15 protein-coding genes are annotated in these 13,794 nt (G+C 47.3%); 12 read left to right on the forward strand and 3 right to left on the reverse strand.

The window, feature by feature from the left end; genetic code table 11:
* Nucleotides 1-171: 171 nt before the first annotated feature.
* Nucleotides 172-1,494 (forward strand): HTTM domain-containing protein, encoded by a 1,323-nt coding sequence (locus ACLI09_RS10065; RefSeq protein ID WP_411419488.1) that lies wholly within the window; start codon nucleotides 172-174, stop codon nucleotides 1,492-1,494.
* A 36-nt stretch (nucleotides 1,495-1,530) separates the two neighbouring features.
* On the forward strand, nucleotides 1,531-1,968 hold the full coding sequence (locus tag ACLI09_RS10070) for a thioredoxin family protein (RefSeq protein ID WP_411419489.1): 438 nt from the start codon (nucleotides 1,531-1,533) through the stop codon (nucleotides 1,966-1,968).
* A gap of 3 nt (nucleotides 1,969-1,971) precedes the next feature.
* Here ACLI09_RS10070 and ACLI09_RS10075 read toward each other — a convergent pair whose 3' ends face one another.
* The 3 genes from ACLI09_RS10075 to ACLI09_RS10085 form a co-directional block, all read right to left on the reverse strand.
* Nucleotides 1,972-2,781: an ABC transporter substrate-binding protein gene (locus tag ACLI09_RS10075; protein ID WP_411419490.1), complete on the reverse strand. Its 810-nt coding sequence runs from the start codon at nucleotides 2,779-2,781 to the stop codon at nucleotides 1,972-1,974.
* A 143-nt stretch (nucleotides 2,782-2,924) separates the two neighbouring features.
* Complete coding sequence (pyrF, locus tag ACLI09_RS10080) at nucleotides 2,925-3,770, reverse strand: orotidine-5'-phosphate decarboxylase (protein WP_411419491.1); 846 nt, start codon at nucleotides 3,768-3,770, stop codon at nucleotides 2,925-2,927.
* A 122-nt stretch (nucleotides 3,771-3,892) separates the two neighbouring features.
* Entirely contained in the window at nucleotides 3,893-4,651 is a 759-nt protein-coding gene (locus tag ACLI09_RS10085; protein ID WP_411419492.1) for a LytR/AlgR family response regulator transcription factor, read from the reverse strand.
* 441 nt (nucleotides 4,652-5,092) lie between these two features.
* On the opposite strand from ACLI09_RS10085, the gene ACLI09_RS10090 reads away from it, so the two are divergent.
* From ACLI09_RS10090 to trpA, 10 genes are all read left to right on the forward strand, one after another.
* A complete protein-coding gene (locus ACLI09_RS10090; protein ID WP_411419534.1) occupies nucleotides 5,093-5,812 on the forward strand; it encodes a pirin family protein in 720 nt (239 codons plus the stop codon).
* A 123-nt stretch (nucleotides 5,813-5,935) separates the two neighbouring features.
* Nucleotides 5,936-6,466, forward strand: coding sequence for a YceI family protein (locus tag ACLI09_RS10095; RefSeq protein ID WP_411419493.1), 531 nt, complete (start codon nucleotides 5,936-5,938; stop codon nucleotides 6,464-6,466).
* 100 nt (nucleotides 6,467-6,566) lie between these two features.
* A complete protein-coding gene (locus ACLI09_RS10100; protein WP_411419494.1) occupies nucleotides 6,567-6,956 on the forward strand; it encodes a hypothetical protein in 390 nt (129 codons plus the stop codon).
* Between the two features lie 266 nt (nucleotides 6,957-7,222).
* Complete coding sequence (locus tag ACLI09_RS10105) at nucleotides 7,223-8,608, forward strand: anthranilate synthase component I family protein (RefSeq protein ID WP_411419495.1); 1,386 nt, start codon at nucleotides 7,223-7,225, stop codon at nucleotides 8,606-8,608.
* 17 nt (nucleotides 8,609-8,625) lie between these two features.
* Nucleotides 8,626-9,216, forward strand: a complete 591-nt coding sequence (locus tag ACLI09_RS10110) for an anthranilate synthase component II (RefSeq protein WP_411419496.1) — start codon at nucleotides 8,626-8,628, stop codon at nucleotides 9,214-9,216.
* Nucleotides 9,217-9,386: 170 nt separating this feature from the next.
* Nucleotides 9,387-10,370, forward strand: coding sequence for an anthranilate phosphoribosyltransferase (gene trpD / locus ACLI09_RS10115; protein WP_411419497.1), 984 nt, complete (start codon nucleotides 9,387-9,389; stop codon nucleotides 10,368-10,370).
* Nucleotides 10,367-11,137, forward strand: coding sequence for an indole-3-glycerol phosphate synthase TrpC (gene trpC / locus ACLI09_RS10120; RefSeq protein WP_411419498.1), 771 nt, complete (start codon nucleotides 10,367-10,369; stop codon nucleotides 11,135-11,137). Before trpD ends, trpC begins: the two co-directional genes overlap by 4 nt.
* Nucleotides 11,134-11,733: a phosphoribosylanthranilate isomerase gene (locus ACLI09_RS10125; protein WP_411419499.1), complete on the forward strand. Its 600-nt coding sequence runs from the start codon at nucleotides 11,134-11,136 to the stop codon at nucleotides 11,731-11,733. Before trpC ends, ACLI09_RS10125 begins: the two co-directional genes overlap by 4 nt.
* Before the next feature lie 44 nt (nucleotides 11,734-11,777).
* Nucleotides 11,778-12,968: a tryptophan synthase subunit beta gene (gene trpB, locus ACLI09_RS10130; RefSeq protein WP_411419500.1), complete on the forward strand. Its 1,191-nt coding sequence runs from the start codon at nucleotides 11,778-11,780 to the stop codon at nucleotides 12,966-12,968.
* The gene (gene trpA / locus ACLI09_RS10135) at nucleotides 12,965-13,711 is read left to right on the forward strand and encodes a tryptophan synthase subunit alpha (RefSeq protein ID WP_411419501.1); all 747 of its coding nucleotides are present in this window, start codon (nucleotides 12,965-12,967) and stop codon (nucleotides 13,709-13,711) included. Before trpB ends, trpA begins: the two co-directional genes overlap by 4 nt.
* Nucleotides 13,712-13,794 lie beyond the last annotated feature (83 nt).

The following is a 13,794-nucleotide window of genomic DNA, read 5'->3' on the forward strand; positions in this document are numbered from 1 at the left end:
CTTAATAAACAAGATTATACACTTAACACAAACTTAACAACAACAGAAGTTACTTTTATTAAATTTAATTCAATAAATGTTTTCTCGTTAGTTAGGGTTAGTTAGAAAATGCCGTTGCCCCCTGGGGTAACGGCATTTTTATATATTTGTGTATCCAATAAATCAATCTTTGTGAGTGTAGCGGCTTATTTAAACAAACGCGTAGATAACGCACCCCTCGTTTTGTTCCGTATTTGCTTTGGCTTTTTACTGGCATGGCAAAGTTTTTATGACATTTACGACGATAAAATTTATGTACTTTACGTTGAGCCAAAGCACCATTTCCCATTTTTAGGGTTTGAATGGGTACACCCCCTGCCCGGCTACGGCATGTACATATACCACATAGTAATGGGGATTTTGGGGCTATGCATCTGCGCGGGGCTATTATACCGGTACAGCCTCACCGCCTTTACCCTGCTCTGGGGCGGACTGTATGTAATGCAAAAAACGTCTTACAATAACCACCACTACCTTATCATACTGCTGTGCCTGCTTATGCTGGTAGTGCCCGCAAACCGCTATGCAAGTATTGATTGCCGGCTTAAGCCTGCCCTTAAAAAATACAGCATGCCACAGTGGTGCCGTGTTATTATTATAGTACAGGTATTTGTGTTATACTTTTTTGCAGGGGTGGCAAAACTGTACCCTGACTGGATGGATGGCAGCCACATGGGGCTGGTATTTAAAGCACATCAAAATCCTGCCTGGCTGTTCATCACGCAAAACCATTGGTTTCACCTTTTTATTTCGTGGGGCGGTATTGTATTCGACCTGCTTATTATTCCCGCCCTGCTGTACAATCGCACCCGCTTAGTGGCTGCAGCAGCCACTGTGTTTTTTCATTTGTTTAATTTTTACACGCTCAATATCGGTATTTTTCCGTTCCTGTCTATAGCGTTCCTCCCCTTTTTCTTTTCACCGGAAAAAACAAGGCAACTGGTTTTCCCTAAAAAACCACCGGTACCGGCTGACGAAGCAACCCACGCTGCCACCGCAAAAAATAATGCTATAATTAAATACATCCTTTTTCCGTATGTTATAATACAACTGTTTTTACCCCTGCGCCCCTATCTCATAGAGGGTAATGTGTTTTATACCGAAGAAGGCAGCCGCCTTGCCTGGCGCATGAAGCTAACATTAAAATCGGGCCGGGTTACCTTCAGGGTGGCAGAGCGGCCGCAGGGTAAGCAAAAGATATTCAACATCAGCAATTTATACACGCCGTTCCAGATTTATAAAATGAGCACCAAACCGGATATGATATGGCAGGCAGCACAGCTTATAAAACAGGAATATGCAAAAAAGGGCAAAGATGTGTCCGTGTACGTTACCGCCTATGTAAAGTTAAACAACCACCCTGAGCGGCTTATTATAGACCCTAAGGCCGACCTGGCAGCAGCAAAATGGGATTACTTTTTTCATAACGAATGGATATTGCTTAATGAGGATTAATTGAATCCGTTTACTACATTTGCAAAAAAACTGAAAATGAAAAAGTCACTTATAGCCTTGTGCCTCCTGACTTATGCCGTGGGATTTAGCCAGGACTGGACCACCAGTTTTGCTGCTGCCAAACGTAAGGCTGCCGCCGAAAATAAAACCATATTCCTGCTGTTTTCGGGCCCGGACTGGTGCGATACCTGCACCCGCCTTGACGAACTGGTTTTTAGCAGCGAAACTTTTAAGGCAGTGGCCAGTAAAAAGTGGGTATTGCTGCGCGCCGACTTCGCCGAAAAGAAAGGCATGCCCGAACCGTTTGATGTTAACGACGAAAAGGTTATCCTCGCCGAAAAATACAACCGCGACGGGTTTTTCCCGTTTGTAGTATTATTAGATAAAACCGGGAAAAAACTGGGTAAAACCGGCTACGAAAACCTGCCTACCGCCGATGAGTATGTGGCGCAATATGTGAGTATGGGGAGGTAGGAATCACACCGGTTCCTGCGCCCGTTCCTGCAACTGCTTAAAATAGGCAAACGCTTTTACAATGCGGCTCCCGTACCAGCTAAACATTTCACCATCTACAAAAATGGTTTTGGCGTGGTGCGTATGGCGGCCAAGTTCAAAGGCATCTTCATCTTTAAACGGGTAGGGCTCCGACGATAAAAATACAATCTCAGGGTCGCCCTGTATGCGCATTTTTTGCACCACTACTTCGGGGTAGCGGCCTTCACGCGCTTCATAGATGTTGGTAAAATGGTTCAGCTTCAGCATCTCATTGATGAAGGTGCCGTTTCCCGCCACCATATACGGGTCTTTCCAGATAAAATAGGCGCAGCGTTCCCAGGGTTTATCTTTTACAAACTTTTCAAAATCCTGTAAACCAAAGCTTATCTTATCAACCCACTGTTGCGCGGCAGTACGCACGCCGAATATTTTCCCAAACTCCGCTATCATGTGCAGTGTATCGGCAATACTTTTAATGTCAGTAACATATACCGGCGCTATGGCCTGCATGGCTTCGACTATCCCGGGCGTATTTTCTTCTTTATTGGCAATGATAATGTCCGGTTGCAGCAGGCGTATTTTTTCGTTATGCACCTTTTTGGTTCCCCCTATTTTCTCCTTGGTAGACTTTAAATGGTACGGGTGCACACAGAACTTGGTTATCCCCACAATCCTGTCTTCCAGCCCCAAATCGAAAAGCAATTCCGTAAGTGACGGCACCAGCGACACAATGCGCACCGGCGGTTTCTCTAAAACTATGGAATTTCCTAACTGATCGACGTATGTTTTCATTGGTTTGAACAATCTGTTTCACGTTTCAGGTTTCAGGTTTAGCTTCACCCGATTGGATGAAGTATAACGTTTTTCAGGATTGAGTAAGAACCTGACCCGAGGCGATAGCCGAACGGACGAAGTAAACCTGAAACCTGAAACAATTATATATTATATTTCAGCGCTTTCAGCCTCGCTGCAACCAGTATTTCTTCCATTTCCTGCTGTATTTTCAGGGCTTCCTCACGGGCTTTTTCGGCAAAATCTTCGTCTTTTGAAGCGTAAATAATTCCGCGCGATGAGTTTACCAAAAGGCCTACTTTATCATTCATGCCATATTTGCACACCTCCTGGAGGCTGCCGCCCTGCGCGCCCACACCGGGTACCAGGATAAAACTATCGGGGATAATGTTGCGTATTTCGGTAAAATATTCGGCTTTGGTAGCGCCCACCACATACATCAGGTTGTGGCTGTTGGCCCAGGTTTTGCTGGTTTCAAGCACCGTTTTGTAGAGTTCTTTTCCGCCGGCATCTTTGGTTTGGAAATCAAACGCGCCCTCATTACTTGTAAGTGCCAGCAGTATGGCAAACTTGCCCTCAAACGTAAGGAAAGGCTCAACGCTGTCTTTGCCCATGTAGGGCGCCACGGTGATGGAGTCAAAATCCATATCCTGCAAAAACGCCTTGGCATACATGGCGCTGGTGTTGCCTATGTCGCCACGCTTGGCATCGGCTATGGTAAAAATATCGGGGTGGTTTTTATTGATGTAGGCAATGGTCTTTTCCATCGCCTGCCAGCCTTTCAGCCCGTATGCCTCAAAAAAGGCCATGTTGGGCTTGTAGGCCACACAAAGGTCGTGCGTGGCATCAATAATGGCCTTGCTGAATTCAAAAATCGGGTCCTCAGTCTCCAGCAAATGCGGCGGAATCTTGGTCAAATCCACATCGAGCCCCACGCTCAGGAACGATTTTTTTTCAAGTATCTGCAGGTACAGTTGTTCAGTAGTCATTTTTGTTGTGTTGTTGTTGTTGTTGCGGTGCAAAAGTACCTTTTAAATTGAAAGATTTAAAATTGAAAGATTTAAAAATCCTCAAATTGCTACATTGAATAATTAGTCAATTAAAAAATTGACTACCCCAGCCATTCCCTAAAATCGTTTACCCGCTCCCGGCTTACAATTACTTCGTCGTCCTTATAGGTAGGCAGTATTACCTTCAGGCGGCTGTTAGTATACACCACAATGTCCTTAATATTTGATACCGACACAATAAACTTTCGGCTCACCCGGTAAAACTGCTTCGGGTCAAGTTCCGTTTCCAGTTGCTCCAGCGTACTTTCCAGCAGGTAGTCGCGGTTATCGGTGGTGTGGATGTACGTGCCCTTGTTTTCGCTGTAAAAGCACTCGGCATCCGCTACGTTTATCATTTTAAGGTGCTGGCCCATTTTTATGGTAAAGCGTTTTTTATACACTTTCTCAGCCGTATTGCCCGCAATCATACGCTTTATCTGGTCAAAATCCAGCGACACGGGTTCTTGTTTGGGCAGCCGCTGTTTAAACTTATTCACGGCAGCTTCCAGGTCGTCTTCGTCAATGGGCTTGAGCAGGTAGTCGATACTGTTCAGTTTAAAGGCGCGCAGGGCATACTCATCATAAGCCGTGGTAAAAATCACGGCGCTGGTTATGGGCATGGCCTCAAATATCTCAAACGAAAGCCCGTCCGATAGCTGTATGTCCAGGAAAATAAGGTCTGGCTGCGGGTTATTGACAAACCAGGCCAGCGATTCTTCAACGGAGTGCAGCATGGTACCGGCCTCGATGCCCAGCTTTAGCAGCTTGCGGTGCAGCAGGCGTGCGGCAGGTTTTTCGTCTTCAATGATGATTACGTTCATGGTAATTTGTTTGGATGCTGCAAGCTAAAATATTTTTTTTAATTATTGGATATTTTTGTCCCCTCCCCAGCCCTCCCCGAAAGGGAGGGAGCCAACGGACGGGTACAGTATGTTAAATAGCGCTTAGGAAATATCGCTAAATCACAGTCAAAAAATTTCTGAGTGAAGCTACTCCCTCCCTTTCGGGGAGGGCTGGGGAGGGGACGGCTTTCTTGTCATAGTTCAATGCGCACATCAACCATAATCCTGAAATTTGTACTGTAATCAACTAAAAACACAGCAATCATGGACAAGAGAGATTTTATAAAAAAAGGCCTTATGGGCACCGGAATGTTTGTAGCATCTGCCGCACTGGGCGAAACGCTAAAAAACGACATTGACGAGATACAGCCGTTAGATGCTATTGGCTACAACCACCTGCCCAACCCCAATTCTAAAATACTGGACAATACCGTACTGCACAAAGCCGCTACGCGCGGTCATGCCAGCCACGGCTGGCTCGACACCCACCACACCTTTAGCTTTGCCAATTATAACAACCCTGACCGTATGCACTTTGGCGTACTGCGTGTACTGAACGACGACCGCGTAGATGCCGGCAAGGGCTTTGGCACCCACCCGCACGATAACATGGAGATTATTTCCATTCCGCTGGAGGGCGATTTAGAGCATAAAGACAGCATGGGCAATACCGCCGTAATTAAGCGTGGCGACATCCAGGTAATGAGCGCCGGAACGGGCATACAGCACAGCGAATACAACCGCAACAGCGACAGGCTTACCAAGTTCCTCCAGATATGGGTGTTCCCAAACAAGCGCAACGTTACCCCACGCTACGACCAGATAACGCTTAAAGAAGCCGACAGGCACAACAAACTACAACAGATACTTTCGCCCAATGCGGACGATGCCGGCGTGTGGATTCACCAGGATGCGTGGTTCCACCTGGGCACTTTTGATAAAGGTGTTACAACCAACTATAAACTTAAGAAAAAAGGCAACGGCGTATATGCCTTTGTAATTAAGGGTGATATTACCATAAGCACTATAGCGCTAAACGAGCGCGATGGCCTTGGCATTTGGGATGTTGATGCGTTTAACCTTCAGGCAAACTCAGCCGGTGCAGAAGTACTGCTTATGGAAGTACCGATGACATTATAAACTTTTCTTAAAAAAATATTTTTCTTGTCCTAGTTCAATGCCGGGGCAGTTTAACCGGCCTACCTTTGCTTCATCAAAACAAATAAAATAACAAATAATAAAAACCATAAAATTTTAATAATCATGGCAACAACAAAATGGGTATTAGACCCTACACACTCAGAAGTTACGTTTAAAGTAAAACACCTTATGTTTACTAACGTATCGGGTAACTTTACAAAATTTGAAGCTACTGCCGAGTCAGATGACGACAACTTTGATAATGCTTCATTCAGCTTTAGCGCTGATGTAGATTCTATCAACACAAACAATGCCGACCGCGATGGCCACCTTAAAAGCGCCGACTTTTTTGACGCTGCACAGTTCCCAACCATCACCTTTAAATCTACCAGCGTAGCGAAAGCAGAGGAAAGCGAGTATGTTGTAACCGGCGACCTTAGCATACACGGCGAAACCAAACCGGTAACCCTTGCTGTAGAATATGGCGGCATCCAGAAAGACCCGTGGGGCAACATCAAATCGGGATTCTCAGTAGTAGGTAAAATTAACCGTAAAGATTTTGGCCTTAGCTGGAATGCTGCCCTTGAAACCGGTGGTGTAATGCTGGGCGAAGAAGTAAAACTGGCGCTTGAGCTTCAGTTTGTAAAACAATAATCCGGTTCTTAACTAACTCGAATTATAATTGCTGTCCCCGCTGTTTTTTAAATGGCGGGGATTTTTTTGACTAAATTTGCTCTGACAAATTAACTGTAAAATGGACATAATTAAAGAGTTGCTATGTGGAGGCCGTATATATGAGGAGGAAAGCCTTCAAGGCTTTGAGCTGCGTTACGACGGTTTTGGCAAAGAATTGTATTCAATCATAAAAGCACAATTGCCGGAGGTATTCACACATCTTAAATTTTACAAAGCCGTTGCCCTTACTGGTACACATGTAGGTAGTTTGCAGGATGAAGATAGTTTTGCCATATACTCGGATGATAAAATCTATTTTGCGATAACCCTTGATTATTATGGAGTTATTTGTGTTTGGAATCATCTCGTTGTAAATTACGAAACCGGACACTGGTCTGAAACGCCTTATGAGGATGTGTTGACATTTTTACAGGATATTTTTGATAAACGGGATTTGTTGCAAAGATAAAAATCCGCAAACATCCGCTCAATCCGCGTTCCATTCCTCAAAATTACCGAATCACCGCATTACCGAATAAACTAATGCAAAAATATTTGGTCACTAAAAACACATTCACTACATTTGAATTATGATTACTTCAGCAACAGCAAACAAATTTTGGTGGTGGCACTTTCACACTTCAGTGACGGTTGCCTAAACACGCATATACTCCCATATAACGTATACACGGCTTGTCACATTCGGCAAGCCGTTTTTTTATACCCAAATTTGAAATGAAAATATATACCCAGACATACCACTTTAACGCCGACCTCTACACGCCCGTAGGGCTGTACCTGGGCCTGCGCCACCACTATCGCAAGCCCTGCCTGCTGGAGGGTAACGACTACCACTCGCGTGCCGACAGTACATCATACATTGGGCTTAACCCCTTGGCGGAGATAAGCGTTTATACAGATACCATCGTGACAGAAATTGCCGGTACGCGTACGGTGCAGCCGATAGTTAACCGCAAAAAAGTCACTACCCAGATACAGCAAATCATTGCGGAATACAATTTCGAGAACCCGCAAAACCACAACGCTTTTTTAAGCTACTTTAGTTTTGAATACGCACACTTTGAAGAGCCGGTTAAGTCGGCCAAAGAAGACCTGACGGGACTGCCGTTAGCGCAATTCATATTATTTGAATACCTTATTGTGCTCGACCATTTCCACGATACCGGGCTGATTTTGCGCAATTCGCTTACCGAAGAAATAGTACCCAATACCGATTTTGAAGCCTTGCTGCGCAGGCAGACGTTTACGCTATTGCCATTTGAAACCAAAGGCGAAGAAACCTCCCCCCTAACCGATGATGACTTTATTGATCTGGTGAGCAATGCCAAGAAACATATTTACCGGGGCGACGTATTTCAGTTGGTGGTATCGCGGCCATTTACTCAGCCGTTTTTTGGCGATGACTTCCAGGTGTACAGGCAGTTGCGCAGGCTAAATCCCTCCCCCTACCTGTTCTATGCTGATATGGAAAGCTACCGCATTATGGGCAGCAGCCCCGAAACCCAGATAAGCCTGAACAACGGCACGGCCAGCATACACCCCATAGCGGGTACGGTACGTAAAACGGGCAACGAAGCCGAAGACAAGCGCAATACCGATGCCCTGATAAACGACGAAAAAGAGAACGCCGAGCACACCATGCTGGTAGACCTTGCCCGTAACGACCTGAGCCGTTTTTGCACCGGTGTACAGATAGCCAGCTATAAAGAGGTACAGCATTTTTCGCATGTCATCCACCTGGTGAGTAAGGTTGTAGGGCACATTCAAAAAGATAATAATGCACTGCCGCTATTCTCCGGTACTTTCCCGGCGGGTACGCTATCGGGTACGCCCAAGCCCAACGCTCTCGAACTGATAAGCCGCTACGAAAGCACCCCACGCGGCTACTACGGCGGCGCTATAGGCTTCCTCCGTGCCGATGGGAATATGAACCTTGCGATTGTGATACGCAGTATCTTTAGTAAAAATAACGAACTGCATTACCGTGCCGGTGCTGGTGTGGTGCTCGACTCCGTACCCGAAAACGAACTACAGGAAGTAACCAACAAGCTCGGGGCTGTACGCAGGGCGATAACCGCTGCAAACAACTTAAAACTTTAAACCTGAAACTTTAAACCATGAAAATCGGTATAATAGATAATTTCGACTCCTTTGTATACAACCTGGTGCGCTATGTGCGCGAAACCGATAATGTAGAAGTAGTAGTGCAGCGTAACAACGAAGTAGATTATGACGAACTCGATACCTGCGATGCCATACTCCTTTCCCCCGGCCCCGGCATCCCGAGCGAGGCAGGTGAACTTTTGGAGGTAATACGCCGCTATTCCGGCCAGAAAAAGATGCTGGGCGTATGCCTTGGGCACCAGGCCATTGCCGAGGTTTTTGGCGGAATATTGGAACAATGCCCCGCCCCGGTGCACGGCAAAGCCACTGATATGACCATCCTTACCGATGATCCGCTGTTTGAGGGCCTGCCGCAAACACTGCCCGTAGGCCGTTACCACAGCTGGAAAATAACGCCAAACGGCAGTCCGTTCCTTAAGATAACCGCACAAACCGAAGACGGTACCGTAATGGCGCTGCGCCACACGAGCCACCCTACCAGCGGTGTGCAGTTTCACCCGGAATCGGTGTTAACACCGCAGGGGCGTACGATGATAGAGAACTGGGTTAGAGAGCCTTTTGTTATTTTAAATGATGCATTTTAAATTTTGAATTTGTGCCACAGAGATACACGGAGGTTCCACAGAGGTTCACAGAGTTTTAATTCTCCGTGTAACACTGTGCCTTCGATGTTAGATGCCATGAAACAATAAACAGAACTCTTAATCCTCCGTGAACCTCTGTGCCTTCTCTGTGTAACTCTGTGATATCCAATATGAAAACAATACTCGAAAAAATAATATCCCGCGCACCCCTTAGCAAAGCTGAGGCACGCCAGTGTATGCTAAGCATAGGCAACGGCGAAAGCAACGATGCCCAAACCGTAGCCATAATTACAGGGATACAAATGCGCGGCCTGCAGCTTGACGAGCTTATGGGCTTTCGCGAGGCGCTGCTGGAACTGGCATTACCTATGAAATTTGACGTAGGCGACAGCATCGACGTGTGCGGTACCGGTGGTGATAGCAAGAACACGTTTAACATCTCTACCTGTACGGCATTTGTACTGGCCAGCCTGTGCCACAAAGTGGTAAAACACGGTAACTACGGCGTGAGTTCGCTGTGCGGATCAAGCAATGTGCTGGAGTCGCTGGGCTATACATTTACTAACGACCGCGACAGCCTGCAACAACAGCTTGACGAAGCCAACATCTGCTTTATGCACGCGCCCCTGTTTCATCCGGCACTTAAGGCCGTGGCACCGTTGCGTAAGGCACTGGGCATCGCCACATTCTTTAACAGCATGGGGCCGCTGGTTAATCCCGCACACCCATCGCACCAACTTACGGGTACTTATTCCCTCGAACTTGCAAAACAGTACCAGCACGCGCTTAAAGATGAGCGCAAGGAGTTTACCGTGCTGCACGGCATGGACGGCTTTGATGAACTGACCTTCATTGGCGTAACCCGCATATTGGGCCAGCAGCGCGACGAACTTTTGGGCAGCAACCCGCTACAGGAAACTATTACGTTACCCGAAATATCAGGCGGCGATACGGTTGAGGCTTCGGCTAAAATACTTACCGACTTACTTTCGGGTAAAGGCACACAGCAGCAGAATATTGTACTGGCAGGTAACGTGGCGCTGGCATTACAAACCTTCAGCCCTGAAAAAACTTTTGAGCAGGCATTCGCCGAAGGGTACGAAGCAGTGCTCTCGGGCAGGGCCATCACCCATCTTAAAAAAATAGCAGCATGAATGTATTAGATGAAATAATAGCCAATAAGCGTAAGGAAGTGGCGCTGCTAAAGCAATCCCACAGCATCGAGCGCTTCCGCGAGAGCGAAAATTTTACCCGTGAAACCCTTTCCCTAAAACAGCATATCGCTGATTCGGGTTTTGGCATTATTGCCGAAATAAAGCGAAAATCACCGAGCGGCGGGGAAATAAAAACGGATGTAAACATTACCGAACAAGCCTCGTTTTACGAAAAGAATGGCGCGTCGGGCATTTCCATACTAACCGATTACAACTATTTTGGCGGAAGCGTTGACGATATTACCGCAGCACGGAAAGTCGTGAAATTGCCGCTGCTGCGAAAAGAATTTATTATAGACGAAATACAATTATACCAAGCCAAAGCCACAGGTGCCGATGCAATCCTGCTTATTGGTGCAGTACTGCAACCCGAAGACGCTACCTACCTTACTAACGTGGCCCGCAGCCTAGGTTTAGAAGTACTGTATGAGGTGCATACTGCCGAGGAAGTTACCTATATCCCGCCTGATGTCGACCTTATCGCCGTAAACAACCGCGACCTTAAGGCACAGCAAACCAGTTTACAGCATTCGTTTGACCTGGTAAAAATTTTGCCTAAAAACGTACCGCTCATCTCGGCATCCGGAATAAAGACAAGCGAGGACATCGACGGGCTGAGGGCAGCGGGTTACAGCGGGGCGCTTATTGGCGAAAGCATCCTCAGGCAGGGCCATTTGGCGGAACTCACCAAAAACATAAGGCCATGATAATAAAAGTGTGCGGACTATCCGGCAATTATACCGCCCGCGAAGTAAATACGTTACCAAAGGTAGCATATCTTGGTTTCATTTTCTTTGAAGGGTCAAAACGCTACACCGAAACCTCTTTGGCGACAGCCAAAAAGAAGGTAGGCGTTTTTGTGAATGCACCGCCGGAGTATGTCATTGCACACATCGAAAAACATGGCTTAGACGCGGTACAGCTGCATGGAAGCGAATCGCCCGACTATATAAGGCAACTGCCGGAGGACGTAGGGATAATTAAAGCCTTTGGGATAGCATCGGAAGCCGACCTTGAAAAAACCGGGGCCTATGAAGGCCTGGCCGATTATTTTTTGTTTGATACCAAAAGCGACCAACATGGGGGCACGGGTGCAGCGTTTGACTGGGAAATCCTTAAAAACTATACGGGTAATACCCCGTTCCTGTTAAGTGGCGGCATAGGAAACGATTCGGTTGGGGCGTTAAAGGCGTTCAGCCACCCAAAGCTGGCAGGCTATGACCTTAACAGCCGTTTTGAAACAGCACCAAAAATAAAAGATGCCGCGCTGATAGACCGGTTTATAAACGAAATGAAACTATAAAACGCTTGCAGTACACCTAACATTAATTTAAAACTACATTAAAGATGAATACATCTTATTTAGATACTGATAACCTGGGCTTTTACGGCGAATTTGGCGGGGCTTATGTGCCGGAATTGTTGCGCCCGAATGTGGAGGCACTTGATACAGCCTTTAACAGCTACTGCTTTACCGAAGCCTTTGAAACCGAATACGCCCACCTGCTGCGCGACTTTGTGGGCCGCCCTACCCCGCTGTATTATGCCGGCCGGCTGAGCGAAAAATATGGCGCGCACATTTACCTGAAGCGCGAAGACCTGTGCCACACCGGGGCGCATAAGGTCAATAACACTGTGGGCCAGATACTTCTGGCAAAGCACATGGGCAAAACTGACATTATTGCGGAAACCGGCGCGGGCCAGCACGGCGTGGCTACGGCTACGGTATGCGCGCTCATGGGGCTGAACTGCATTGTTTACATGGGCGAAAAAGACATTGAACGCCAGGCGCCCAACGTGCAGCGCATGAAGATGCTGGGTGCCGAGGTGCGCCCCGCAACTTCAGGAAGCAAGACGCTGAAGGATGCTACTAACGAGGCCATCCGCCACTGGATAAACCACCCCGATTCGTATTACCTTATAGGCAGCGTCGTGGGGCCGCACCCCTACCCTAAGATTGTTGCCTATTTCCAGTCGGTTATTTCTAAAGAAATTGAGAAACAGCTGTTTGAAAAAACAGGCAAATCCGCACCCGATAAGGTAGTCGCCTGTGTGGGCGGGGGCAGTAACGCCGCAGGCGCTTTTTACCGGTTTTATGATAATCCTGAAGTAGAACTTGTGGCTGTAGAGGCGGCAGGGCACGGTATTGATTCCGGTAAATCTGCCGCTACAAGTGTGCTGGGTACGCCGGGGGTATTGCATGGCAGCCTTACGCTCCTGATGCAGGATGCCGACGGGCAGGTAACCGAGCCGCACTCTATTTCGGCGGGGCTTGACTATCCGGGCATAGGGCCGCTGCACGCGCATACCATTGCCACCGGGCGGGCAAAAGCCATATCCATAACCGACGACGAAGCCCTGCAAAGCGCCCTGGAACTTTCACAGCTTGAAGGTATTATCCCCGCGCTGGAAAGTGCGCACGCGCTTTCGGCTTTGGCTAAAATTGAACTGAAAAAAGATGATGTTATCGTGGTAAACCTTAGCGGCCGCGGCGATAAGGACATGAATACCTACCTGGAAAAATTCCCCAACTTATGAGCAATCCGTTTAAAAAAGATAAAAAACAGGTCAGCATTTTTGTAACTGCCGGTTACCCGGAACGTGACAGCCTGGTACCCCAACTGCTGCAATTGCAGGAACTGGGCGTAGACTTTGCCGAGGTGGGCATCCCCTTTAGCGACCCTATGGCCGATGGCCCCGTGATACAGGAAACCAGTACCATAGCCCTGCAAAACGGCATGAAGCTGGAACTGCTGCTGCAACAGCTGGAAGCCGCGAAGGATGCAATACACATCCCGTTGGTTTTGATGGGCTATTTGAACCCCGTCCTTCAATTTGGCCTTGATGCCTTTTTAAGCCGTTGCCAAAAGCTGAGTATTGCGGCGCTGATATTGCCCGACCTTTCGTTAGAATTATATCAAACAAAGTATAAAGCCGTTTTTGAAAAATACGGTGTGCCCGTTACGTTCCTCATTACCCCGCTTACTACCGATTCCCGCGTGCAGCAAACCGCACAGGCCTGCGCTAACAGCTTTGTGTACCTTGTGGGGCAAAACAGCATTACCGGGCAGGGATATGCCATTAGCAGTGCCCTGAGCGCCCGCTACGCCGAGCTGAAGCAGCTTTGTGGGGATACGCCGCTGTTTATTGGCTTTGGCATTGACAGTAAAGAAAAAAAGGAAACCGCGTTTGAAAGCGTGGATGGGGTTATTGTGGGTACGGCGTATTTAAAGGCGGTGAAAATTGGGGAGGAAAGGGAATTTTTGAGGGGGTTGTTATAGGCGTATGGAGGAACACAGATAACACTGATTTAATGGATTATCACCGATTTATAGCACTACTATTAATTGGAATAAAATTTATA

Origin of the sequence: Flavobacterium sp. RHBU_24 (genome assembly GCF_046613695.1) — a bacterium.
Classification (GTDB): domain Bacteria; phylum Bacteroidota; class Bacteroidia; order Flavobacteriales; family Flavobacteriaceae; genus Flavobacterium.